At 70.5% G+C, this 23,136-nt stretch carries 20 protein-coding genes; 9 read left to right on the top strand and 11 right to left on the bottom strand.

Going from position 1 to position 23,136, the window contains the following annotated elements:
• Positions 1-8: 8 nt before the first annotated feature.
• The 8 genes from ACS5PM_RS08895 to ACS5PM_RS08930 all read right to left on the bottom strand — a co-directional run bounded on the left by ACS5PM_RS08895 (position 9) and on the right by ACS5PM_RS08930 (position 7,887).
• On the bottom strand, positions 9-1,844 hold the full coding sequence (locus tag ACS5PM_RS08895; protein ID WP_439387243.1) for a DUF885 domain-containing protein: 1,836 nt from the start codon (positions 1,842-1,844) through the stop codon (positions 9-11).
• Positions 1,845-1,911: 67 nt separating this feature from the next.
• The gene (gene mmuM / locus ACS5PM_RS08900) at positions 1,912-2,865 is read right to left on the bottom strand and encodes a homocysteine S-methyltransferase (RefSeq protein WP_439387244.1); all 954 of its coding nucleotides are present in this window, start codon (positions 2,863-2,865) and stop codon (positions 1,912-1,914) included.
• Positions 2,866-2,867: 2 nt separating this feature from the next.
• Positions 2,868-3,620: an amino acid ABC transporter permease gene (locus ACS5PM_RS08905; protein ID WP_439387245.1), complete on the bottom strand. Its 753-nt coding sequence runs from the start codon at positions 3,618-3,620 to the stop codon at positions 2,868-2,870.
• A gap of 27 nt (positions 3,621-3,647) precedes the next feature.
• A complete protein-coding gene (locus ACS5PM_RS08910; RefSeq protein ID WP_439387246.1) occupies positions 3,648-4,472 on the bottom strand; it encodes a basic amino acid ABC transporter substrate-binding protein in 825 nt (274 codons plus the stop codon).
• A gap of 83 nt (positions 4,473-4,555) precedes the next feature.
• Positions 4,556-5,389, bottom strand: a complete 834-nt coding sequence (gene phnE, locus ACS5PM_RS08915) for a phosphonate ABC transporter, permease protein PhnE (protein WP_439387247.1) — start codon at positions 5,387-5,389, stop codon at positions 4,556-4,558.
• On the bottom strand, positions 5,386-6,159 hold the full coding sequence (locus ACS5PM_RS08920) for a PhnE/PtxC family ABC transporter permease (protein WP_439387292.1): 774 nt from the start codon (positions 6,157-6,159) through the stop codon (positions 5,386-5,388). The genes phnE and ACS5PM_RS08920 overlap by 4 nt, the downstream gene beginning before the upstream one ends.
• A 41-nt stretch (positions 6,160-6,200) precedes the next feature.
• The gene (locus tag ACS5PM_RS08925) at positions 6,201-7,031 is read right to left on the bottom strand and encodes a phosphonate ABC transporter ATP-binding protein (RefSeq protein ID WP_439387248.1); all 831 of its coding nucleotides are present in this window, start codon (positions 7,029-7,031) and stop codon (positions 6,201-6,203) included.
• Positions 7,032-7,041: 10 nt separating this feature from the next.
• Complete coding sequence (locus ACS5PM_RS08930) at positions 7,042-7,887, bottom strand: putative selenate ABC transporter substrate-binding protein (protein ID WP_439387293.1); 846 nt, start codon at positions 7,885-7,887, stop codon at positions 7,042-7,044.
• Between the two features lie 113 nt (positions 7,888-8,000).
• On the opposite strand from ACS5PM_RS08930, the gene ACS5PM_RS08935 reads away from it, so the two are divergent.
• Entirely contained in the window at positions 8,001-9,410 is a 1,410-nt protein-coding gene (locus ACS5PM_RS08935; protein WP_439387249.1) for a saccharopine dehydrogenase NADP-binding domain-containing protein, read from the top strand.
• A 243-nt stretch (positions 9,411-9,653) separates the two neighbouring features.
• Here the strand turns inward: ACS5PM_RS08935 and ACS5PM_RS08940 are convergent, their stop codons facing one another.
• Together ACS5PM_RS08940 and pyrF are read right to left on the bottom strand one after the other, a co-directional pair.
• Entirely contained in the window at positions 9,654-12,554 is a 2,901-nt protein-coding gene (locus tag ACS5PM_RS08940) for a PAS domain-containing hybrid sensor histidine kinase/response regulator (RefSeq protein WP_439387250.1), read from the bottom strand.
• A gap of 89 nt (positions 12,555-12,643) precedes the next feature.
• Entirely contained in the window at positions 12,644-13,468 is an 825-nt protein-coding gene (gene pyrF / locus ACS5PM_RS08945; protein WP_439387251.1) for an orotidine-5'-phosphate decarboxylase, read from the bottom strand.
• A 161-nt stretch (positions 13,469-13,629) separates the two neighbouring features.
• Between pyrF and ACS5PM_RS08950 the strand changes: the two genes are divergently transcribed.
• Positions 13,630-13,809, top strand: coding sequence for a hypothetical protein (locus tag ACS5PM_RS08950; RefSeq protein WP_439387252.1), 180 nt, complete (start codon positions 13,630-13,632; stop codon positions 13,807-13,809).
• 39 nt (positions 13,810-13,848) lie between these two features.
• On the opposite strand, the gene purB is transcribed toward ACS5PM_RS08950, so the two are convergent.
• Positions 13,849-15,231, bottom strand: coding sequence for an adenylosuccinate lyase (purB, locus tag ACS5PM_RS08955; RefSeq protein WP_439387253.1), 1,383 nt, complete (start codon positions 15,229-15,231; stop codon positions 13,849-13,851).
• 184 nt (positions 15,232-15,415) lie between these two features.
• Here purB and ACS5PM_RS08960 point away from each other — a divergent pair, with 184 nt between their 5' ends.
• The 7 genes from ACS5PM_RS08960 to ACS5PM_RS08990 all read left to right on the top strand — a co-directional run bounded on the left by ACS5PM_RS08960 (position 15,416) and on the right by ACS5PM_RS08990 (position 23,135).
• Positions 15,416-16,033: a glutathione S-transferase N-terminal domain-containing protein gene (locus ACS5PM_RS08960; RefSeq protein ID WP_439387254.1), complete on the top strand. Its 618-nt coding sequence runs from the start codon at positions 15,416-15,418 to the stop codon at positions 16,031-16,033.
• 159 nt (positions 16,034-16,192) lie between these two features.
• Positions 16,193-16,714 (top strand): response regulator, encoded by a 522-nt coding sequence (locus ACS5PM_RS08965; RefSeq protein ID WP_439387255.1) that lies wholly within the window; start codon positions 16,193-16,195, stop codon positions 16,712-16,714.
• A gap of 94 nt (positions 16,715-16,808) precedes the next feature.
• Positions 16,809-17,165 carry a helix-turn-helix domain-containing protein gene (locus ACS5PM_RS08970; RefSeq protein WP_439387256.1) on the top strand — a complete coding sequence of 119 codons (357 nt, stop codon included), beginning with the start codon at positions 16,809-16,811 and terminating at the stop codon, positions 17,163-17,165.
• Positions 17,166-17,279: 114 nt separating this feature from the next.
• The gene (locus ACS5PM_RS08975; protein ID WP_439387257.1) at positions 17,280-17,501 is read left to right on the top strand and encodes a hypothetical protein; all 222 of its coding nucleotides are present in this window, start codon (positions 17,280-17,282) and stop codon (positions 17,499-17,501) included.
• Between the two features lie 72 nt (positions 17,502-17,573).
• Positions 17,574-19,976 carry a calcium-binding protein gene (locus ACS5PM_RS08980; RefSeq protein ID WP_439387258.1) on the top strand — a complete coding sequence of 801 codons (2,403 nt, stop codon included), beginning with the start codon at positions 17,574-17,576 and terminating at the stop codon, positions 19,974-19,976.
• Between the two features lie 198 nt (positions 19,977-20,174).
• Positions 20,175-22,445 carry a penicillin-binding protein 1A gene (locus ACS5PM_RS08985; RefSeq protein WP_439387259.1) on the top strand — a complete coding sequence of 757 codons (2,271 nt, stop codon included), beginning with the start codon at positions 20,175-20,177 and terminating at the stop codon, positions 22,443-22,445.
• Between the two features lie 45 nt (positions 22,446-22,490).
• Positions 22,491-23,135 carry a thioredoxin fold domain-containing protein gene (locus ACS5PM_RS08990; protein ID WP_439387260.1) on the top strand — a complete coding sequence of 215 codons (645 nt, stop codon included), beginning with the start codon at positions 22,491-22,493 and terminating at the stop codon, positions 23,133-23,135.
• Position 23,136 lies beyond the last annotated feature (1 nt).

Here is a 23,136-nt window from a genome sequence, read left to right on the forward strand (position 1 = left end):
CAGCCTCGTCACTGCCGCCGCCCCGCCACCCACGCATCCACCTGCTCATCCAGGATCGCCAGCGGCAGCGATCCGCCCTGCAGCACCACGTCGTGGAAGGCCTTCTCGGCCTCGCGGTTCCACTTCGGGCCCAGCGCCTTCTCGGCGCGGTCGCGGGCGGCGCGGATGGCCAGCATGCCGACCTTGTAGGCGCAGGCCTGGCCGGGGTCGACGATGTAGCGTTCGATCTCGGCCACCACTTCGCCCTCCGCCATGCCGGTGTGGGCGAGCATGTAGTCGATGCCCTGCTGGCGCGTCCAGCGCTGGGCATGGATGCCGGTGTCGACCACCAGGCGCACGGCGCGGAACATCTCGGCCTGCAGGCGGCCGAGGTCCCCGTAGGGATCGTCGCGGTAGACGCCCAGCTCGGTGCCCAGCCACTCGGCGTACAGCGCCCAGCCCTCGGCGTAGGCGGTGAAGGGCAGCAGCTTGCGGAAGGTCGGTCCGCCCTGCCGCTCCTGCGCCAGGGCGATCTGGAAGTGGTGGCCCGGCACGCCTTCGTGGATCGAGAGCGTGCGCATGCCGAACTTCGGCAGCGCGTTCATGTTGCGCAGGTTGGCGTAGAAGATGCCGGGTCGCGAGCCGTCCAGCGCGGGCGGCTGGTAGTAGGCGCCGGGGGCCGTCTTCTGCTTGAACTCCGGCACCCGCTGCACCTCGATAGGCGCCTTGGGGCTCAGGCCGATGACCTCGCGCGAGCGCACCAGCTGGTCGTCGATCATGCGCTTGTATTCGACCAGCGCGGCGCGGCGGCCTTCGTCGTCGTCGGAGAAGAGAAAGCGCGGCTGCTTGCCCAGCCGGATGAGGGCCTGGGCCGGTGATTCGCCTTCGCGCAGCTCACCTTGCGCCGAGAGGATGGCGCGCATCTCTCCATCGATGCGCTCGACCTCGGAGACGCCCAGCGCATGCACCTGCTGCGGCGTCAGCGAGGTGGTCGTCTGCTGGCGCAGGCGCCACGCGTAGTAGGCGTCGCCGTCCGGCAGCTTCCACACGCCGTCGTCGTCGGTCGCGCGATCACGCTGGCCCTCGAAGAAGGCGATGAGGCGGGCATAGGCCGGCTTGACCACTTGTTCGAGCGCCCGCTCGCAGCGGGCCTTCAGCGCAATCTTGTCGGCCTCGTCGACGCCGCCGAGGGCATCGACCTTCCCGGCGAAGTTGACGCACAGTGGGTTCTGCGCCGGCGCCTGCCCGGCGAAGGCCCGCATCTCGACAAGCACGCGGTCGATCACGAAGCGCGGCGGCACGACACCCTTGGATTCGCGCAGCTTCACGCCGTCGAGCACCTGGTCGTACTTGCGGCCGAACTCGCCCAGGCGCGAGAGGTAGTCCTCGGCGCCGCGCCGGTCGGCGATGCGGTGCTGGTTGATGAGGAAGTCCGGCGTCTGGTTCTGCACGCCGAACAGCTGGTTGACCGGGTAGTCGTGGAAGCGGAAGGGCTCGCCCGCCAGCTGGCCCTCGATGAACCAGGTCAGCACGCGGGTGGAGATGCGCTGCTCGGGCGTCTGGGCCGAGACGTCGTAGGCCTTGAGTTCGTCCAGGTACTCGTGCCAGCGCTTGAAGTCCTGCTCGACCTTGGCGACCGAGGCGTCGTTCAGGTGCGCGTTGTGGCGGCGGTAGCCGAACTGCTCGGCGATGCCGATCATCGTCAGCAGCTCGGGGTTGTCGAGCATGAAGCTGACGAAGACCTTCTCGTAGAACAGGTTCAGGCTGAAGGGCCGGAACCAGACGAGGTTGACGAGAAAGATCGTGGCGGCGACGAGAGCGGCCAGGAGCAGGCCGCCGATCGCGCGAAGGAGAGTTCTGCGCATCCGGGCGAGCTTATCGATGGCCGCCGGACGCGCGAACCCCCTGTTTCCCGAGGTTAGGCCCGCGCTCTCAGCCGGCGTCCAGCTCGCTGCGCGCCCATTGCCGCAGCGCCGCGATCTCGTCCGGCCCGGTGCGGCAGCAGCCGCCGATCAGGCGGGCACCGCGGGCATGCCAGCCGCGGGCCTGCTCGGCGAAGTGCGAGGCGCCGGGGTTGCCATGCCAGGTCTTGTGGGTCGCGTCGTACTGCTCGCCGGAGTTCGGATAGACGAGCAGCGGCTTGGCCGTGCGAGCGTGCATCTGCTCGATGAGCGAGCCGATGTGCTGGGGCGCCGTGCAGTTGACGCCGAGGGCCACGATCTGGTCGAAGCCTTCCAGCGCCGTCACGCAGTCGCCGATGGGCTCGCCCTGGCTGTCGTGCAGGCCGTCGCGGCAGGAGAAGCTGACCCACGCCACCACGCCCGGGAACTCGGCCAGCAGCCGGGCCAGCGCGCGGGCCTCGGCCAGGCAGGGGATGGTCTCGCAGGCCAGCAGGTCGGCCCCGGCCTTGGCCAGCACCGCCAGGCGCGGCCTGTGGAAGGCCATCAGCGCCTCTTCGTCGAGGCCGTAGTTCCCCGTGTACTCGGAGCCGTTGGCCAGCATGGCGCCGTAGGGGCCGACCGAAGCAGCGACCAGCGGCTTGCGGCGGCCCTCGCGGTTCGCCTCGTCGGCCCAGAATTCGTCGCGCGCCTCGGCAGCCAGTCGCACCGACAGGCGCATCAGCTCCGCCGTCTCTTCAGCGCTCAGCCCACGCCGCGAGAAAGCCTCGAAGGTGGCCTGGTAGCTCGACGTGGTCGCCACGTCGGCCCCACTGCGGAAGTAGTCCAGGTGGACCTGCCGGATCAGCTCCGGCCGCTCCAGCAGCAGCCTGGCGGACCACAGCGGGTCGTCGAGATCGGCGCCGCGGCGCTGCAGCTCGGTGCCGAGCGCGCCATCGAGGATGACGAGCGGGCGGCGGGCGAAGAAGTCGTCCAGGGGTTTCGACATGCTCAGTGCCCTCGGGTGTGTGCGGGCGCCTCCAGCCGCTTGGCCAGGCGCGACAGCGCCCAGGTCAGCGCCAGGTACATCGCCGAGATGGCGAGGTAGGGCTCCCAGTAGCGCGAATAGGCCCCCGCCACGGTGCGCGCGGCCATCGCCAGCTCCAGCAGGCCGATGGCCGAGACCAGCGACGAATCCTTGATCAGGGCGATCGTCTCGTTCACCAGCGCCGGCACCATGCGGCGAAAGGCCTGCGGCAGCACGATCAGCCGCATGCTTTGCCAGGGCGTCATGCCCAGGCTCAGCGCGGCCGCCGACTGGCCGCCGTGGATGCTCTGGATGCCGGCGCGGAAGATCTCGGAGATGTAGGCGCCGGCATTCAGGCTCAGGGCCAGCGTGCCGGAGAAGAAGGCGCCGTGGTTCTGGCGGAACTCGCGTGCCGCCTCGCCGCTCAGCAGCCAGCCGCCATCGGGGTGGATCAGCGTGGGCATCAGCGCGAAGTGCACGAGCAGGATCTGCACGAACAGCGGCGTGCCGCGAAAGAAGGTCACGTACGCCGTCGTCGCGCCGCGCAGCCCCCACAGGCCGGCGCGCACCAGCGGCTGGCCGCGCGCGGGGCGCATCGCGTCGGTGTTGACCAGGCCGACGCACACGCCCAGCGCGAGCCCGGCGGCCGTGGCGATGACGGCCAGCTGCACCGTCATCCACAAGCCTTGCGCGAACAGCGGGCCGTAGCCCGCCAGAATCTCCCAACGCCAATCCATCGCCTTGACTGCTTTGCTGCTTGGTGCTTACTTGCCAGCCTTGAAGTACTGGTCGTGGATCTTCTGGTACGTGCCGTCGGCCTTGATCGCGGCCAGGCCGGTGTTGATCTTCTGCAGCAGCTCGGTGTTGCCCTTGCGCACGGCGATGCCGTACATCTCGGGCGCGAAGCTGCTGTCGTTGACCGACTTGAACTTGGCGTTCGGGTTGTTGGCCACGTAGGCCTCGACCACGCCGTTGTCGGCCACCACCGCGTCCACGCCGCCGGCGGCAAGTTCGGTCAGGGCGAGCGGCACGGATTCGAAGCGCTTGATCAGGTCGCTCGTCTTGCCCTGCAGCTTGACGACCACCTCTTCGCCGGTGGTCGAGGTCTGCACGCCGACCTTCTTCTTCTTCAGGTCGTCCAGCTTGGCGACCTTGGACTTCTCGGGCACGGCGATCAGCTGGTGGGCCTCGAAGTAGGGCTCGCTGAAGTCCAGCGTCTGCTTGCGCTCGTCGGTGATGGTGATGGCCGAGACGAGGGCATCGCGGTCGCCCTGGGCCAGCGCGTTGAAGGCGCCTTCCCACGGCGTGGCGACGAACTGCACCTGGATGCCGGCCTTCTCGGCGGCGGCGCGCATCACGTCGATGTCGAAGCCGACGATCTCGCCCTTCTCGTTCTGGAACTCGAAGGGCGCGTAGGTCGCGTCGGTGCCGACGGTGTAGACCTTGGGTGCCGGCGCGGCGGCGACGGAAGCGGCCGAGGCCGGCGCGGCCGGGGCGGCGGCTTCGGGCGCGGGCTTGTTGCAGGCAGCCAGCAGCCAGCCGGAGGAGGCCAGGGCCGCAGCAAGGGCGGCGCGACGGGAGATCAGCATGGGGTTGGGGCGGGCCGACTCGCAGCCCTGTGGAAGTCAGTGGAAGGCGGGGATTATCGACGGCGGCCCGGCTGTTCCCTCGTTCAGCGGGCCCAGCGGCGCCGCAGGACGTACGACAAGCCATCCACCAGCAGCACCAGCGCCATGGTGGCGGCCAGCACCGTGCCGGCCTCGTGGGACTGGAACAGGCCCAAGTGGAAGCTCAGCAGCTGGCCCAGCCCGCCCGCGCCCACCACGCCCAGCACGGCCGCGGCGCGGATGTTGTTCTCCCAGCGGTACAGGCTGTACGACAGCAGCTGCGGCGCGATCTGCGGCAGCTGCGCGACGACGAAGACGCGCAGCGGCCCGGCCCCGCGGCAGCGCAGCGCCATCGCAGGCGCCGCGGGCGCGTTCTCGATCGCCTCGGCGAACAGGCGGCCCAGCACGCCGGTGGTGTGCAAGGCCAGCGCCAGCGTGCCCGGGAAGGGGCCGAGGCCCGCGGCCACCAGCAGCAGCGTCGCCCAGACCAGCTCGGGCACGGCGCGCAGGGCGTTCAGCAGCAGCCGCGTGAGGCCGCGCCACCACGGCCAGGCGGCTGGCGCGTCGGGCAGGCCGGACAGGTCGCGCCGCAGGCTTGCAGGCAGCGCGAGAGCCATGCCGGCGAGGATGGCCAGTGCGGTGCCAAGCGCCGACATCGCCAGCGTCTCCAGCGCGCCCTGCGCCACGCGACGCACGAAGTCGGCCTCGCCGGCCGGCGGGAAGAAACCGCCGGCGAACTGCGCCAGGCTGGCCAGCGACGGGCGCGAGAGCAGCTCGCCGAGATGCAGGTCGAGGCTGGCGAAGCTGGCCAACACCAGCACCGCGATGCCGGCGAGCGCGATCGGGCCCACCGCGCTGCGGGCGGGACGCGGCGGCAGGGAGCGCGCGTCGGCCTTCATGCGATGGCCCGCCGCAGCACGACGCTGATCCGGTCCGAAGCCGCAACCAGCGCGATGAACACCAGCAGGATGCTGGCCACCTCGCCGCCGGCGAAGAGCTTGGCGGCGCTGTCGAGCAACTGGCCCAGCCCGCCCGCACCGACCAGGCCCAGCACCACCGACGAGCGGATGGCGCATTCCCATCGGTAGACGGTGTAGCTCACGCACTCGTCTGCACACTGCGGCAACGCGCCGTGCACGAAGGCCTGCAGCCGGCCGGCGCCGTTGCGCAGCAGCGCCTCGGTCGGTGCCGCGTCCGCGCTTTCCAGGATCTCGGCGTAGACCTTGCCCAGCATGCCGCCGTAGGCGATGGCGATGGCCAGCACACCGGCTGCCGGGCCCAGCCCGACCACCCGCACGAAGAGCAGCGCCCACACCACCTCGGGCACCGAGCGCAGCAGCACCAGCAGGGCGCGCACCGCTTGGCGGCCGATGAGCGGCCCTGGCGACATGCGGCCCGCCAGGGCGCTGACCGAGAGCCGCGCGCTCGCGGCCAGGGCCAACGGGAGCGCGATCACGAAGGCCAGCGTGAGGCCGGCGGTGGCGATGGCCACGGTGCGCCAGGTCTCGCGCAGCAGCGTCCACAGGAACTCGGCGTCATGCCGCGGAGGCGCGAAGCTGACGAGGAACCGGCTCGTCGCGCGCAGCCCGCGCGGCTCCAGCAGCGTCCACGGCTTGAACTCGCACCACACCAACACCGGCCAGGCGAGCACCAGCGCGCCCAGCAGCATGAGCCACCGGCGTGCGCGGGCGGGATCCTGCAACGCCGCCGTCACCGGCACAGCGACTCCGGCAACCGCGCCTCGTCGGCGCGCGGGCCTTCGTCGCGCGAGGTGGGTGCCGCCTCGCCGCGGTAGAGCGCGTGCAACCGATCGGCATCCAGGCCGGCCGGCGGGCCGTCGTAGGCCACGCGGCCGGCCTGCAGGGCGACGATGCGGCCGAAGCGCTCCAGCGCCACGTCCACCTGATGCAGCGTGCAGACGAGCGTGCGGCCGTTCGCTCGAGCCGCGTCCTGCAGGCTGGCGACGGCCTGCGCGGCGCGTGCCGGATCCAGTGCCGACAGCGGCTCGTCGACCAGCCACAGCTCGGCCTCGCTCACCAGCGCGCGCGCCAGGCCCACGCGCTGGCGTTCGCCACCGGAAAGGCGATCGACCCGTTGCCACAGCTTGTCGCCCAGGTCGAAGGCGGCCAGCGCGGCATGGGCACGCGATGCTTCATCGGCCGACCAGCTCAAGGCCAGGCTGCGCCAGAGCGAAAGCTGCGGCAGCCGCCCGGCCAGCACGGCCGTGGCGACGCGCTGGCGCGGCGGCAGGGGCGGGACCTGCGGTGTCAGCATGAGCCGTCCGCGCAGGCGCTGGCGCGCGGACGACGTCAGGGCCCACGGCTGCTCGCCGAACAGCCGCATCTGGCCCGACAGCGGCTTCAGCGCGCAGGCCATCGCCAGCAGCAGGCTGGTCTTGCCCGCGCCCGATGGCCCGATGATGGCCACCTGCTCGCCGCCTTCGATGCGCAAGTCCACGCCATGCAGCACCGACGTGCCTGAAGCCGGTGCGGCCGCCGCGGTCAGCGACTGCAGCAGGACGGCGGGCGCTGCCTGGCTCATCGAACCGACGTCATTTCAGCAGGCCCGCGCTCTCGGCGGCCGCGCGGATGCCCGAGTAGTTCTCCGGCACCGTCGGCACGAAGCGCGTGGCGCGCTGCAGGTCGAGGATGGCCTTGTGCGCGGGATTGGCAGGATCGAGCGCGAGGAAGGCGCGCTTGAGCTTCTCGCGCAGATCCGCCGGCATGTCGGCGTGCACGCTCCAGTTGTAGTCGTAGTAGGCCGGGGTGGTGAAGAAGACCTTGACCTGGCTGGTGTCGACCTTCTTGTCGGCGACGAACTTCTCCCACACCGAGATGTTGAGCGCGCCCGCATCGACCTTGCCTGCGGCGACCGCAGCGATGGTCGCGTCGTGCGCGCCAGAGAAGGCCAGGTGCTTGAAATCCGTCTCGGGCTTGATGCCGGCCGTGAGCAGGAAGTGGCGCGGCATCAAATGGCCCGAGGTGCTCGAGGCCGAGCCGAAGCTGACGCTGCGGCCCTTGAGGTCGGCCAGCGTCTTGATGCCGCTGTCCGCCTCGGTGATGAAGACCGAGCGGAACTTCGTGTCCTCCTCGCGCTGCACCAGCGGGATCACCTTGCCGGCCGAGCGCACGCTGGCCTGCACGAAGGTGAAGCCGCCGAACCAGGCGAGGTCGACCTTGCGGTTGACCAGCGTCTCGACCGCCGCGGCGTAGTCCGTCACCGGCGTCCACTCGACCTTCATGCCGGTCTGCGCCTCCAGGTACTGGCCCAGGGGCGCGAACTTGCGCGCGAGCTCGGTGGGCGCTTCGTCGGGGATGGCGGTGACGCGCAGCACCTGCTGCGCCATCACGGGCAGCGCAGCGAAGAGGGCGGCGGCCAGCAGGCCGCGGCGGCCGATGGCAACGAGGGAATGGCGAGGTCTCAAGAGATGCTCCGGATGCGGCGAATGGCCGCGATTGTGGCTGCCGGGCCGTTGTTGCCGGGCGGGCACCCGGCTTGCCGAAGCGCAGCATGGAGCGCCCACCCCGATTCGCCGAGTTGCCCGGCCGCCTGGTGATGCTCGGATTCGGCAGCATCGGCCGCGCCGTGCTGCCGCTGCTGCTGCGCCACATTGCGCTGCGGCCGCAGCAGATCGAGATCCTCAAGCCGTCCACGCGCGGCCTGGCGCCGGCCGACGCCGCAGGCGTCCACCACACCGCCGCCAAGGTCCAGCGCGACAACTATCGCGACTGGCTGGTGCCGCGGCTGCGCCCGGGCGACGTGCTGCTGAACCTCTCGGTCGACGTGAGCAGCCACGCGCTCATCCGCCTGTGCCAGCAGCAAGGCGCGCTCTACCTGGATGCCTCGACCGAGCCCTGGCCCGGGGTCTACACCGACCGCCGCCTGCCGCCCGCGCAGCGCACCAACTACCGCCTGCGCGAAGAGGTGCTGGCGCTTCGCGGCCCCGGCCAGCCGACGGCGCTGATCACGCTCGGTGCCAACCCGGGCCTCGTCTCCTTCCTGGTCAAGCAGGCGCTGCTCGACTTGGCCGGCCCGCAGGTGCCGGTGCCGGGCCGGCGCGAAGCCTGGGCCGCGCTTGCCGAGGGCCTGGGCCTGAACGTGATCCACATCGCCGAGCGCGACAGCCAGTCGGGCCGCCGGCGGCGCCGGCCCGGCGAGTTCTTCAACACCTGGTCGGTCGACGGCTTCCTCTCCGAGGCCCTGCAGCCGGCCGAGCTCGGCTGGGGCACGCATGAGCGGCACTTCCCGTTCGACGCCGGCCACCATGACGAGGGCTGCCGCGCCGCGATCTACCTGAACCGGCCCGGCGCCGCGACGCGTGTGCGCAGCTGGGCACCGCACGCCGGGCCCTTCCTGGGCTTTCTCGTGACGCATGCCGAGTCGATCTCCATCGCCGATGCGCTGACGCTGGGCCCGACCGAAGCACCACGCTACCGGCCCACGGTGCACTATGCCTACCACCCTTGCGACGCGGCCGTCCTGTCGCTGCACGAGCGGGCCGGCCAGGCCTGGGCCGAGCCGCCGGGCAAGCACGTGCTGAACGAGACCGAGATCGACAGCGGCAGAGACGAGCTGGGCGTGCTGCTGATGGGACCGGGCTTCAGCGCCTACTGGCTGGGCTCGCAGCTCAGCATCGACCAGGCGCGCGACCTGTGCCCCTGCAACAGCGCCACTTCGCTGCAGGTTGCGGCGCCGCTCATGGCCGGCGTTGCCTGGGCGCTGAACCATCCGCGCGAAGGCCTCCTCGAGCCGGACGACCTGCCGTACGACGAGATGCTCTCGATGATCCGGCCCTACCTCGGCCCGGTGGTCGGCGTGCGCAGCGCCTGGACGCCGCTCCAGGGCCGCGAGCGCCTGTTCGACGAGCCCGGGCTGGACCGCCGCGACCCGTGGCAGTTCGTCAACTTCAGAGTGGATTAGGGGACTTGGGTAGCACCCCTGCGAGGACATGGGTGACAGCCGCTTCGACGGCTCCTCCCGGGACCTCCTGCAGGAGGAGGGTTCCAGCAAGACCGACCAAGGGCACTGGCGCCTCGTCACTCTGGCTGGTGCCTCCCCCTCGGAGGGAGCCTGGCGGGAGCCCACTGCATGCTGGAACCCCCTCCTGGAGGGGGCCTGGGGAGCCCCACATTCAGCCAGCGGGCAGCGGCCGCCGTACGGCTCCTAGGCGGCAACGTCGCGAGTGCGCAGCGCGCGAACGAGCGTGTTGCGCAACCTGGCGGCGTCTATGGGCTTGGTGAGGAAGTCGTTCATGCCGGCAGCCAGCGCCTGGTCGCGCTCGGAGACCAGGGCCGCCGCCGTGAGCGCGATGATGGGCAGCCGCTCGGGCGGGTGGTCGCGCCGCAGCAGGCGCGTGGCCTCGTGGCCGCTCATGCCGGGCATCTGGACGTCCATCAGCACGATGTCGAACGGCCGGCCGCTCTCGGCCGCCTGCTGGACCAGCTCGACCGCCTGCTGTCCGTCGCCCGCCTGCGAGACCTCCACCCCCCACTGCTCGAGCAGCGCCACCGCGATCATCATGTTGACCGCGTTGTCCTCGACCATCAGCACGCGGGTGCCGCTGATCGGGTCGGCGCCGAAGCCGCTGGAGCCCGACTCGAGAGCGTCGAGGTCACCGGGCGCCAGGGGCACCTCGGCCCAGAAGCAGCTGCCCTGGCCGGGCAGGCTCACCAGCCCCACCTCGCCGCCCATCATCTCGGCCAGCTGCCGGCAGATCGACAGGCCCAGCCCGGTGCCGCCGACGCGGCGGGCGCGCGACACGTCGGCCTGCGAGAACGCACGGAACAGCAGCGCCTGCTGCGCCTCGTCGATGCCCGGCCCGGTATCGGTGACCTCGAAGCGCACGCGGTCGGCCCGGGTGCGGCGCACGGACAGGCGGATGCAGCCGCTCTCGGTGAACTTCAGGGCGTTGTTCAGGTAGTTGCTGAGGATCTGCCGAACCCGCACCGGATCGCCTATGACCACTGGCGGCAGGTCCTCGTCGATCTCCACCGACATGTCGAGGCCCTTGGTGTCGGCGAGCGACCCGTAGGCCTGGTGCATCGTGCGCAACAGCCCCTGCAGGTCGAACGGCTCTTCCTCCAGGTGCATCTTGCCGGCCTCGATCTTGGACAGGTCGAGGATGTCGGACAGGACACCCGACAGCGTCTCGGCCGAGTCGCTGATCTGCTCGATGTACTGGCGCCGGCGCGATTCGTCCACGCCGGGCTGGCGAGCCAGGCGAGCCAGGCCGAGCAGCGCGTTCAGCGGGGTGCGGATCTCGTGGCTGGTGTTGGCCAGGAAGGCACTCTTGGCGCGGCTGGCGGCCTCGGCGTCGTCGCGTGCCTTGGCCAGCGCCTGCTCGACCTGGCGCTTCTCGGTCACGTCCTCGGCCAGCCAGATGGTGCCCCCGCGGCCGGGCTCGGTGGGCGAGAGCGCCTTCGCCATCAGCCGGCAGAGGAACACCGAACCGTCGCGCCGAATCAGCGGCCGTTCGATCTCGATCTGCTCTCCACGGCCGAGCGCCGGCCCGACCTCGCGGCCTATCGCCTGGTGGTCCGCCGCGGTGGGCCACACCACGCTGCCGTGCTGGCCGACCAGCAGGCCGGGCGGCCAGCCGAACATCTGCTCGAAGCGCGGGTTGACCAGGATGAAGTGCTGCTCGCGCGTCAGGGCAATGCCCATCAGCGCGTTGTTCAGGATGGCCTCGCGTTCGAGGCGAGCCTGCTCGCTGGCGGTGACGTCGCGGGCCGCGATCACCAGGTAGTCCCGGCCATCCATGCCGAAGCGCGCCGCCGACATCAGCATCTGCACGTAGCGGCCCTGCCGGTCGCGGAAGGTGGCGGCCATGTTCTGCACGCTGCCTTCGGAGCGAACTTCCTGCACCAGCCTCGTGCGATCGCCGTCGTGGGCCCAGATGGCGATTTCACCCGAGGTGCGGCCGATCACCTCGTCGGCGCGGTAGCCGGTGATGCGCTCGAAGCTCCGGTTGACCATGGCATAGCGGCCGTTGGCGAGGTCGGTGAGCGTGATCGCATCCGGACTGGTCGACACCAGGTGCGACAGCAGCGCCTCCGAGCGTTGCACCGCCTGCTCGGCCTGGCGGCGTTCGGTCTCGTCGGTGTAGATCGACAGCGTCGCACGGCCGTCCTCCAGCTCGACAGGCGCGCTGCTCACCTGCACGATGCGGGGCGCGGCGTCGGGCGGGGCGCTCAGCGGTCGCAGCCGGTACTCCGCGGCCGGCAGCGTCTGGCCCAGCGGCATGGCGGCGACTTCGTGCAGGCGTTCGCGGGCACGCTCGCGGTCCTCACCCTCGGCATAGGCACGCAGCATGTCGGACCCGAGCATCGAGTGCAGATCCCGGTAACCGAACAGCTCGACGGCGGCCGGGTTGGCGTCCATCACGGCGCCGGCGCGGTGCAGCACCAGCGGCAACGGCACGCGGCGGAAGAGGTCGTGCAGCCGGGTCTCGGTCGCCTTGAGTGCATCGCGCGCATGGACCTCCGCCCGACGGTCACGCAACAAGGCCCAGTGGCCCGCGAACCGGCCGTTGGCGTCATGGCGAGGGACGCCGGCGACGCTCAGCGGCCGCGGCCCTTCACGTCCGTCGTCCCAGGCGAAGTCGAACTCCGGCCAGGCGGCCCGGGTGCGCACCGCGTCGCGCAGGCGCTGCAACTGCGCCGGGGTCAGCCTCGCGGCCGGCTGTTTCCACAGTGCCAGCCCCGCCTGTGGAGGGGCCTGTCCGAACAGCGAGGGCTCCAGGCGGGAGGAGGAGCCGACGACGCGGCCGTCGCGGTCGAGCTCGATGTGGGCATGGGACGTGACTGCCAGCCAGGCGGCGAGGTGCTGGCTGGCCGCCTCGGTGGCCGCTCGGCTGGCGGCCAGCGCCCGCCACAACGGCCTGGCGGCGATCGCGACCGCGGCGATCGCGGTGGCGCCCAGCGCACCGGCGCGAATCAGCAGCGGGAGTTCGTCGGGCAACGACGAGGCCAGGGCCGCCACCACCAAGCCGGACACGGCTGCGCCCAGCAGCAAGCGCTGCCGGGCGGTCGACGGTGATCCCTCCGTGGTTTGGCTCCCGGCCACGAACGCCGCCTGTTGAACTGAAGGTGGCGCCAGTGTCCGCCGAAACCCGGTGGGCGTCACGGGCTGCCGGCGCCGCGCAGCCGGCTCGCTCAGGCGACGCTGTGCTGCGCGGCCTGCAATTCCGCCCGGGTGGCCTCGGCCGCGGCGCGGGCGCGGCTGGCGAAGTCTTCGCCACTGCCGGCGTAGAGCACCGCACGCGAGGAGCTGACGATGATGGGCGCGTCGGGGCGCCAGCCGGCGCGAACGGTGGCCGCCGCGTCGCCGCCCTGGGCGCCCACCCCCGGGATGAGCAGCGGCAACGTGGGGGCCAGCTCTCGCACCCGGGCGAGTTCCTCGGGGTAGGTGGCACCGACCACCAGGCCCAGGCGCCCGTCGCGGTTCCAGGGGCCGGCCGCCAACCGGGCGACGTGCTCGTACAGCTTCTCGCCACCGGACAGCGTCTGGGCCTGCAAGTCGCTGCCGCCCGGATTGGAGGTGCGGCACAGCAGGATCAGGCCCTTGCCGTCGTACTTGAGGTAGGGCTCGATGGAGTCGAAGCCCATGAACGGAGACAGGGTGACCGCGTCGGCCTGGTAGCGCTCGAAGGCCTCGCGGGCGTACTGGGCGGCGGTCGGGCCGATGTCGCCTCGCTTGGCATCCAGGATCACCGGGACGCCTGGCGCCACCCGCCTGATGTGGGCCATCAGGCGCTCGAGCTGCTCCTCGGCGCGGTGGGCCGCGAAGTAGGCGATCTGCGGCTTGAAGGCGCAAACCAGGTCCTTGGTGGCGTCGACGATGCGGGCGCAGAAGTCGTGGATGCGGCCGGCGTCGCCCTGCCAGGGGCTGGGGAAGCGGGCGGGGTCGGGATCCAGCCCGACGCACAGCAGCGAGGCGTGGCGGGCGCTGGCCTCGGCCAGCATCGTGGGGAAGTGCATGGCGGGCATTCTAGGAACGGGCAGATCGCGAAAACCGGCCCGGTCGTGCGCTATGCCGCGATACGCATTCCCCGGCCCGGTCATTCCTGTAACAAAGTGCGACCAGTGTCCGATTTGGCCGTGTCAGCCCGTAATGGTGGACATGGCGACTGGAAAACCGCATGCCCTCTGACCTCGCTCCCAAGCCCCGCCGCGCCCACGGCCCTTCGATCTCCTGGTCGCCGTTGCTGGTGCTTGGCGGCTCCGTCGTGGCCTCCGTCTTGCTCATCAGCACCTGCATGGCGATGATCGGCCCGGAGGCCCAGCTGCCTGCGCCCGCCGCGCTGTCCGCCGCCCGCTGAGCCCGTTGCGCGCCCGCGGGGATCACCGCGGCGCGGGACTCAGGCGATCCGCTGCGCCAGCGTGGTCGCCAGGCCGATGTAGTCGGCGGGCGTCAGGGCCAGCAGTCGCGCCTTTTCGGCGGCCGGCAGCTTCAGCGCCGGATCGTTGATGAAGCCCTGCATCAGCTCGCGCGTCATCGGCTTGCCGCGGGTGAAGGCCTTGAGCTGCTCGTAGGGCTGCGGCACGCCGTGGCGACGCATCACCGTCTGGATGGCCTCGGCCAGCACCTCCCAGGCGCCGTCGAGGTCGGCCGCGAGCGCGTCGGTGTTGAGCTCCAGCTTGTCCAGCCCGCGTGCCAGCGAGTCGTAGCCCAGCACTGCGTAGCCGAGCGCCACGCCCATGTTGCGCAGCACCGTGGAGTCGGTCAGGTCACGCTGCCAGCGGCTGATCGGCAGCTTTTGCGAGAGGTGCGTCAGCAGCGCGTTGGCCAGCCCGAAGTTGCCTTCGGCGTTCTCGAAGTCGATCGGGTTGACCTTGTGCGGCATGGCCGAGGAGCCGACCTCGCCTTCCTTGAGCTTCTGCTTGAAGTAGCCCAGCGAGATGTAGCCCCAGACGTCGCGCGACCAGTCGACCAGGATGGTGTTGGCACGCGTCATCGCGTCGAACAGCTCGGCCATGTAGTCGTGCGGCTCGATCTGGATCGTGTAGGGGTTGAAGCTCAGGCCCAGGCGCTGCTCCACCACCTGGCGCGAGAAGGCCTCCCAGTCCTTGTTCGGATAGGCCACCAGGTGGGCGTTGTAGTTGCCCACCGCGCCGTTCATCTTGGCCAGCAGCTTGACCTCCGCAATGCGCTCGCGCGCACCGCGCAGGCGAGCCACGACGTTGGCGATCTCCTTGCCGACCGTGGTGGGGCTCGCGGTCTGCCCGTGGGTGCGGGACAGCATGGGCACCGCGGCGAAGGAATGGGCCATGCGCGCGAGCCTGGTGATGATGTTGTCCAGCCCCGGCAACACCACATCGGTGCGAGCGGCCTTGAGCATCAAGGCATGGCTCGTGTTGTTGATGTCCTCGCTGGTGCACGCGAAGTGCACGAACTCCGCCGCGGCCTTGAGCTCGTGCTGGCTCTCCAGGCGCGACTTCAGCCAGTACTCGACCGCCTTCACGTCGTGGTTGGTGGTCTTCTCGATGTCCTTGATCGCCGACGCGTCGGCCTCGGAGAAGCGCACCACCAGCCCGCGCAGCAGTCCGCGCGCCGCCTCGGAGAAAGGCGCGAAGCCTTCGAGCCCGGCATCCGAAAGGGCGATGAACCACTCGACCTCGACCTGCACGCGGCGGTGCATCAGCCCGTATTCCGACAGCAGCGGTCGCAGCGGTGTGACCTTGGCGGCATATCGGCCATCCAGCGGGGACAGGGCCATGAGGGTCGAGAGGGGGTGGGCCATGGCCGTTTTCTCCAGGGGCGGGGCAGTCGGGGCGATCGTTCGGGCGGCGATGTGGCGTGGCGCAGACGAAGGCGCACATCGCGAAGGAAGTCCGGCATTTTAGGGGGGCACCCTCCTGCCGAAGGCCCGTCCGGGCAGGGAGCGCTTGTTTAGAATCGATCGCGAAGGGAAGCCCACTCGACCCATGAAACTGATCGGCTCGTACACCAGCCCGTATGTGCGCAAGGTCCGCATCGTGCTGGCCGAAAAGAAGCTCGACTACCAGTTCGCGCTCGAGGACGTGTGGGGCAGCGACGCCATCCTGGCGGCCAATCCGCTCGGCAAGGTGCCCTGCCTGGTGATGGAAGGCGGCGAGGCGGTGTTCGACTCGCGGGTGATCGTCGAATACGTCGACATGCTGTCACCGGTCGGCAAGCTGATTCCCGCCTCCGGCCGAGAGCGTGTCGAAGTGCGCACCTGGGAGGCCCTGGCCGACGGCCTGCTCGACGCCAGCATCCTGGCCCGCATGGAGATGATCTGGCCCGGCCGCAGTGAAGCGCAGCGCAGCCAGGCCTGGGCCGATCGCCAGATGGTGCGCGTGACGAGCGCGCTCAAGGCGATGAGCCGTGGCCTGGCCGACAAGCCCCACTGCTGCGGCATCCACTTCACGCTGGCCGACATAGCCGTCGGCTGCGCGCTCGGCTACCTCGATTTCCGCTATCCGGCCATCGACTGGCGCGCCGATCATCCCAACCTGCACAAGCTGCACGACAAGCTGTCGGCCCGGCCGAGCTTCGTGGACACGCTGCCGCCGGCAGCCTGATCGGGCCAGCGCGCCGCGCTCCGAACTTTGCACGGCCGCCGTTTGCGGACGGTCAATCCAGGCGTCCACGTCGGCGAAAGCTCATGGTTTCGTCATGACTGCCCCGGGCTGCCGACCGTAGTCTGGCGGGGTCCGTCATTTCGCCGCCGACCCCGCGCCATGCCCAGCCTCGTCACCCCGCGTTGGAGTTCCGAACCTGACCGATGGACAGCCCTGGCGGACGCCCTGGTGCTGGTCGTCGACCCTCACCCCGCCACCCGCGCCGGCGTGGCGGCGATGCTGGCCGGTGGCGGTGCCCGTGTCCTGCAGGCGGCCGATGGGGAACAGGCTCTCGAGCTCATGCGCGTGGCCGCCGCGGCCGGGCGCGAACTGGATGCAGTGCTGCTCGACGTGCGCTCCTCGTCGGTCGACGGCTGGGTCGCCATCCGCCGCCTGCGCGCCGCGCCCGGCGGCACGCGAAGCGAGCTGCCCCTGTTCGTCCTCAACGACAGCGACACGGCCTACAGCCGCCAGATGGCCGAGCTGTTCGGAGCCACCGGCCTGATCGTGACGCCCTGCGCATCGAGCGCCTTGTATGTCGAGCTCGACGAAGCCATAGACCGGGCCCGCGCCGAGCGCAGCGCCCGCCGCCTGCTGGCCGAGCCTGCCTGGTCGAGCTGGGCCGCCTCCGCCGCCGCCTGAGCGGCTGGAACCCCTCTCCAGGGGGATGCGGGCGGGGCAGCGGCTTGCCTAGACTCGGTCGAAGAACGATCGAACCGGAGCGAGGAGGCCCAGCATGCACGACGAAGTTCCCTACCTTCCGACCGACGCGCTGGAGCGCTTGCTCCACGAGCTTTTCGAGGCGCCCGTGTCTCTGGCGGCGCAGGAGCCGGACGGGCTGTGGTGCGAGCCGCTGCCGTCCTCGCCCGTGGCCCGGGTCGAGCGGCTGACGGCCGCCGAGGCCGACGTGATGCGCTGGCTGTCCGCCGGCAAGACCAACCTGCAGATCAGCGAGCTGCGGGGTCGCAGCCCGGCGACGGTGCGCAACCAGCTGCACAGCATCTTCATGAAGCTCGGCACCAGCACCCGCGGCGAGGCCGTGGCAATCTGGCATGAGGCACAACGCCAGGGCGCGACGGTCTGCAGCAGCTGATGCCGCGCGGCAATGCGGGCAGCTTCGTAGAACATCTGTTCCATTGCTCGACGGCGCGACCGCCCAAAGAATCGCGCCTCGACTGCCCGACCAGGGCAGGCCAGGAGCAGACCGATGCCGATTCCCGCCGCCCCGCCATGGCCCACCTCGCCCGACCTGCTTCAAGGCCTTGGCATGGTGGTCTGTGCCGCCGTGCTGCTGCTCGGCGTCTCGGCCCTGGCGGCCATCTGCGCACGCTGCCACGATGTCAGTCGCCGCTTCGCCCTGGCCGCTGGCGTGCTGGCCCTGATGATCGCCCTGCCCGCCTGGACGATGCACATCGCCTCTCGGCCGTGACACCTCAGCAAAGTGGGGGTGGTGGCCCCAGGCACCGGCCCGACAATCGAGCGAGCGAAGGAGGGAACGCTCATGAGCCTGTTGAACTGGCCTGGCCGCACGGCCGACGACACCGTGGTTGGAACCGAAGGCGACGACTACCTTCAGGCAGGACCCGGCAACGACGTGATCGACGGCCTGCAGGGCAACGACACGATCGCGATGGCGGGTGGCGCTGGCGACGACGTGTACCTCTTCGGCATCGGCGACGGGCATGACACGGTCCAGCGCGGCAGCGCGGTGGTGGCGGAGCTCAACACCCTGCGCCTGAAGAACGGCGTCACGCCCACCGACCTGGTGCTCACGCGCGAGTTCCGCACCTACACCGACGACCAGGGCCACGTGGTCAGCGAGTTCGTCGACCTGCGGGTCACCATCGCCTCCAGCGGCGATTCGGTGCTGCTGCAGAGCTTCTCGCGCACCGATGACCCGAACCTGCCCGGCAACCCGCTCGCCCGGATCGAGTTCGCCGACGGCGCCGCGTGGGACCTGGCCACGATCTGCGCCAAGACCAACGTGGGCACCGCCGGCAACGACGAGATCGCGGGCTTCCACCAGGTCGCCGAGCTGCTGCAGGGCCTGGGCGGCAACGACACTCTGCACGGCAACGGCAACGACACGCTGCAAGGCGGCGACGGCGACGACCAGTTGCTCGGCCAGGGCAACGATTCGGTGGAGGGCGGCAAGGGCAACGACCAGCTCGTCGGCCGGTACCTCTCGGGCGGCGCGGGCAACGACACGATGGACGACGGCGTCGCGATGCAAGGCGACAGCGGTGACGATGTCCTGCACAACGCCTTGTCCTGGCAGGCCGGCGAGCGCGCCACGCTCGACGGCGGCACCGGCAACGATTCGCTCGAATCCGGCCACCTGGCCGACTACCTCGGCGGCGACGGCAACGACGAGATCCGCATCCAGCACTACCTGGGTGGCGTGGCAGACGAAAACTCGCACGCGTCGATCCGCGGCGGCCTGGGGGACGACCGGATCTACGGTGACATCCATGCCGAACTGTCGTTCGACCGCGGCGATGGCCACGACACCTACGTCGGCTACGCCAACGACGATGGCGATGCCGATTCGGGCCAGCGCGCCAGCCTGCACCTGGGCGCCGGCATCGCCAGCAGCGATGTCACGCTCCAATTGCAGGGCGACGACCTGCTGCTGGGGCTGGGGCAAGGCGATGCCATCACGCTGGGAGGTTACTTCGCCGACGACGGCAGCACCAAGCGAGGCGCCGAAGCGCAGATCTCGATCGGCGAACTCGACTTTGAAAGCGGCGAGGCCAGGGACCTGCGAAGCTGGTTCACCAGCGGCACCAACGCGCCCGACACGCTGACCGGCACCTCGGGCAGCGACCTGATCGCCGGCTACCTCGGCAACGACAAGCTCGACGGCGGCGCCGGCCACGACGGCCTGCACGGCGGTGTCGGCAACGACACACTGCTCGGCGGCGAGGGCAACGACACGCTGGTCGGCTCGCTCGGCACCGACAGCCTGCTGGGTGGCAACGGAGACGATGCCTATTGGCTCGACGACCTGGACCGGCCCGTGAGCGAAGCGGCCGGCGGCGGCACCGATACCGTCCTGTACGAGGCCGTGCGCTACGTCCCGGTGACCGACTACACGCTGCTCGCCAACTTCGAGAACCTGGTGCTGGTGGAGGATGGCGGAGGCCTGAACGGCTTCGGCAACGCGCTGGCCAACGTCATCACCGGCAACAGTGCGGACAACGAGCTGGGCGGAAACGGCGGCGTCGACACCTTGCTGGGCGGAGCCGGCAACGACACGCTGGACGGCGGCGCGGGCGCCGACAGCCTGGAAGGCGGCATCGGCGACGACGCCTACGTGGTCGACGACCTGCTCGACCTCACGATCGAAGCCGCTGGGGCAGGCACCGACACCGTGCTGTCCAGCTTCGACTGGCAACTGGCGCCCAACGTCGAGAACCTGGAGCTGATCGGCAGCGACGCCCTCCACGGCAAGGGCAATGCGCTGAACAACCAGCTCACCGGCAACGGCGGCGCCAACACCCTGCAAGGCCTGGACGGCGCCGACATCCTGGTCGGAGGCCTGGGCAACGACCGGCTTGAAGGCGGCAAGGGCGGCGACAGCTACTGGTTCACCACCGGCGACGGCAAGGACACGGTGGTCGAGAAGGACGCGACGCAAGGGGTCATCGACGAAGCGGTCTTCCTCGGCCTCGCCCACGACCAGGTGAAGCTGGTCCAGGTCGGCGACAACCTCGAGGCGCGCATCACCGGCACCAAGGACAAGCTCGTCTTCAAGGACTGGTACCTCGGCTCCAAGTACCAGGTCGAGAAGTTCGTCTTCGCCGACGGCACCTGGGACCCGCCCGGGCTCCTGCCCGCCGACCCCGTGCACATCGACTGGATGGGCCCCGGCGCCGAACCGCCCTTGTTCGCACTGGCCTGAACGCCGGGCCAGCACGCGGCGAAGGTGCCTGCCGCCGTGCCGATAATCCCCGGCACGATGCCGCCACGCCGACGCCGACTGCCGATACCGGCGCCCTCACTTCGCCGCCAGCGCGGCGCCCTTCGATGGCCTTCGTGGCTCGGCGGCGAGGATGGGCCGCGTTGGCCCGGCTGGCGCGATTGGCGCAGCTGGGCCCTCGTGGCCAGCTTGCTGGTCGTCGTGCCGGCGCTGCTCATCGCCATCGCGGTGGCGGTGGTGCTGCCCACCCTGCCCTCGCTGGACCGGGTGACGGACTACCACCCCAGGCAGCCGCTGCAGGTCGTCACCCGCGACGGCGTCGAGATCGCCCAGTTCGGCGCCGAGCGGCGCATCTACCTGCCTATCGAGAGGATCCCCAAGCGCATGCAGGAGGCGGTGGTGGCGATCGAGGATGCCCGCTTCTACGAGCACGGCGGCATCGACTGGCGTGGCGTGGCGCGTGCAGTGGTGGCCAACGTGACCGGCGGGCGCTTTCAGGGCGCCTCCACCATCACGCAGCAGGTGGCGCGCAACTTCTTCCTCTCGCAGCGCCGCACCTTCGAACGCAAGCTGAAGGAGGCGCTGCTGGCGGTGAAGATCGAGCACGAGCTCGGCAAGGACCAGATCCTCGAGCTGTACCTCAACCAGATCTACCTGGGCCAGCGCGCGTATGGCTTCGGCGCCGCCGCGCGCAGCTACTTCGGCAAGCCGCTGGAAGAGCTCACCCTGGCCGAGACGGCCATGCTCGCCGGCCTGCCGCAGAACCCCAACTACGCCAATCCGATCGCCGACGTCGAGCGGGCCCGCGTCCGCCAGCGCCAGGTGCTGGGCGCCATGCACGACCAGGGCCGCATCACCGACGCCGAGTACCAATCGGCGCGCGAGGAGCCGCTGCACCTGAAGCCGGCGCAGACCGTGGACGTCCATGCCGAGCATGTAGCCGAGATGGCGCGCCGGCTGGTGGTGGAGCGCTTCGGCGAGCAGGCGTATACCCACGGCTACAAGGTCGTGACCTCGCTCGTCGCCGCGGAGCAGGAGGCGGCGTGGGCCGGCCTTCGCCGCGCGCTGATCGATCACGAACGCCGCCAGCCCTGGCGCGGCCCGGAAGACCACGAGGACCTGCCCGACGACGATGCCGGCACGGCCGAGCAGGAGCGCGCCGCGGCGCAGGCGCTGAAGGACCACCGTGACGACGAGGACCTGCGCGTGGCCGTCGTGCTGCACGCCTCCGCCAAGGAGGTGGAGGTGCAGCTCGCCAGCGGCGACAAGGTGCAGCTGTCGGGCGAGGGCCTTCGCTGGGCCCAGCCTGGCCTGTCGCCCAAGGCCCCGGCCGCCCTGGCCGTCACGCGGGGCTCCGTCGTGCGCGTGCAGAAGCAGGAGAACAACAAGAAGACACCCTGGACCATCGCGCAGTGGCCCGCGGCCGAGGGCGCCTTCGTCGCGCTGGAGCCCGGCAGCGGGCGAGTGCGCGCGCTGGTGGGCGGCTTCGACTTCGCCCGCCAGCCCTTCAACCACGCGACGCAGGCCTGGCGGCAACCGGGCTCGAGCTTCAAGCCCTTCCTCTATTCGGCCGCGCTGGAGCACGGCGTGATGCCGACGACCCTCATCAACGACGCGCCGCTGGAGCTGCCCGACGCCACCGGCCCGACAGGCTGGCGGCCCCAGAACTCCGATGGCAAGTTCGACGGCCCCCTGACCCTGCGCCAGGCGCTTGCGCGTTCGAAGAACGCCGTGAGCATCCGCCTGCTGCAGCAACTCGGCGTGGGCACCGCGCGCAGCTGGGCCGGCCAGTTCGGCCTGGACCCCGATCGCCAGCCCGACAACCTGACGATGGCGCTCGGTGCCGGGAGCACCACGCCGATCCAGCTCGCCTCGGCCTATGCGGTGTTCGCCAACGGCGGCTGGCGCGTCACGCCGCAGGTCATCGACCAGATCATCGATGCCAACGGCAAGGTGGTCTACGAGGTGCTGCCCAAGCCGGCGCCGCCAGAATCCGAGCGGGCCATTCCGGCCCGCAACGCCTTCGTCATGCGACGCCTGTTGCACGAGGTGGTGGTCAGCGGCACGGCGGCGCGGGTGAACCAGGCGCTTCGCCGGGCGGACGTGTACGGCAAGACCGGCACCACCAACGACGCCGTGGACGCCTGGTTCGCCGGCTTCCAGCCGGGCGTGGTCGGCGTGGCCTGGGTAGGCTATGACGAACCGAAGAGCCTCGGCAGCCGCGAATCCGGCGGTGGCCTCGCGCTGCCGATCTGGCTCGACTACATGCGCGTCGCACTGGCCCGCGTGCCCGTCGCGCCCGACCCGGCGCCCGAGGGCGTGGTCGATCACGACGGCGAGTGGCTGTATGCCGAGTGGGCCGATGGCGGCGCGGTGCAGGAGATCGGCATCGACGAAGCCGGCGAAGAGGCCCCGCCCACGGAACCTTTGCCGGCCGCCTCCTCTCCCTGACAGGCGCCCAACCTGCGCTTCAAAACACCACCACCGGGAACCCTCATGCAACGACGCCGCTTCAACCTGACCGCCCTGGCATCGCTGGCCGTTCTGGGCCCACTGGCTGGCTGTGGCCGCCAGGCGGAAACGCCGGTCGCCACGATGACCCCAGCAGCTGCCTCGGCCACCGCGCCCACCACCGAAGTGGCAGCACCGGCGAGCGCCACGGCGTCGGCCGCCGGCCAGAACATCTACACCCTGGCCGCGAGCGCCAGCGGCTTTTCCATCGGGCCGATGATGTCGGCCCACACGGTCTACGTGTTCTTCGACCCCACCTGCCCGCATTGCGCTCACCTGTGGGCCAATGCGCAGTCGGTGACCAAGCAGCTGAAACTCGTCTGGATCCCGATCGGCTTCCTGCGCCCGCAGTCTCAGCCGATGGCGGCCACCATCCTCGCGGCGCGCGACCCGGTCGCGGCCATGACGGAGAACGAGACCAGCGTGGCCAGCCAGGGCAAGGGCATCACGCCGGCGTCGCCGCTCGACGAGGCGGCGGTGGCCAAGGTGAAGGCCAACACCGAACTGTTCAACAAGTTCAATGCCGACAGCGTGCCGCTGATCGTCTACCGCAACGGCAAGACGGGCGAGGTGGGTCAGCACTCGGGCGCCGTCGAAGGCGCGCAGTTGCTGGCATTCGCAGGGCTGTGAA

The sequence above is a fragment of the Ideonella flava genome, assembly GCF_051857595.1.
Classification (GTDB): domain Bacteria; phylum Pseudomonadota; class Gammaproteobacteria; order Burkholderiales; family Burkholderiaceae_C; genus Ideonella.

Excerpts from the sequence above, each read along its gene's own strand:
- ACS5PM_RS08895 (WP_439387243.1), bottom strand. The coding sequence starts at position 1,844 with ATGCGCAGAACTCTCCTTCGCGCGATCGGCGGCCTGCTCCTGGCCGCT.
- mmuM (WP_439387244.1), bottom strand. The coding sequence starts at position 2,865 with ATGTCGAAACCCCTGGACGACTTCTTCGCCCGCCGCCCGCTCGTCATC.
- ACS5PM_RS08905 (WP_439387245.1), bottom strand. The coding sequence starts at position 3,620 with ATGGATTGGCGTTGGGAGATTCTGGCGGGCTACGGCCCGCTGTTCGCG.
- ACS5PM_RS08910 (WP_439387246.1), bottom strand. The coding sequence starts at position 4,472 with ATGCTGATCTCCCGTCGCGCCGCCCTTGCTGCGGCCCTGGCCTCCTCC.
- phnE (WP_439387247.1), bottom strand. The coding sequence starts at position 5,389 with ATGAAGGCCGACGCGCGCTCCCTGCCGCCGCGTCCCGCCCGCAGCGCG.
- ACS5PM_RS08920 (WP_439387292.1), bottom strand. The coding sequence starts at position 6,159 with ATGCTGCTGGGCGCGCTGGTGCTCGCCTGGCCGGTGTTGGTGTGGTGC.
- ACS5PM_RS08925 (WP_439387248.1), bottom strand. The coding sequence starts at position 7,031 with ATGAGCCAGGCAGCGCCCGCCGTCCTGCTGCAGTCGCTGACCGCGGCG.
- ACS5PM_RS08935 (WP_439387249.1), top strand. The coding sequence starts at position 8,001 with ATGGAGCGCCCACCCCGATTCGCCGAGTTGCCCGGCCGCCTGGTGATG.
- pyrF (WP_439387251.1), bottom strand. The coding sequence starts at position 13,468 with ATGCACTTCCCCACGATGCTGGCCGAGGCCAGCGCCCGCCACGCCTCG.
- ACS5PM_RS08950 (WP_439387252.1), top strand. The coding sequence starts at position 13,630 with ATGCCCTCTGACCTCGCTCCCAAGCCCCGCCGCGCCCACGGCCCTTCG.
- purB (WP_439387253.1), bottom strand. The coding sequence starts at position 15,231 with ATGGCCCACCCCCTCTCGACCCTCATGGCCCTGTCCCCGCTGGATGGC.
- ACS5PM_RS08960 (WP_439387254.1), top strand. The coding sequence starts at position 15,416 with ATGAAACTGATCGGCTCGTACACCAGCCCGTATGTGCGCAAGGTCCGC.
- ACS5PM_RS08965 (WP_439387255.1), top strand. The coding sequence starts at position 16,193 with ATGCCCAGCCTCGTCACCCCGCGTTGGAGTTCCGAACCTGACCGATGG.
- ACS5PM_RS08970 (WP_439387256.1), top strand. The coding sequence starts at position 16,809 with ATGCACGACGAAGTTCCCTACCTTCCGACCGACGCGCTGGAGCGCTTG.
- ACS5PM_RS08975 (WP_439387257.1), top strand. The coding sequence starts at position 17,280 with ATGCCGATTCCCGCCGCCCCGCCATGGCCCACCTCGCCCGACCTGCTT.
- ACS5PM_RS08980 (WP_439387258.1), top strand. The coding sequence starts at position 17,574 with ATGAGCCTGTTGAACTGGCCTGGCCGCACGGCCGACGACACCGTGGTT.
- ACS5PM_RS08990 (WP_439387260.1), top strand. The coding sequence starts at position 22,491 with ATGCAACGACGCCGCTTCAACCTGACCGCCCTGGCATCGCTGGCCGTT.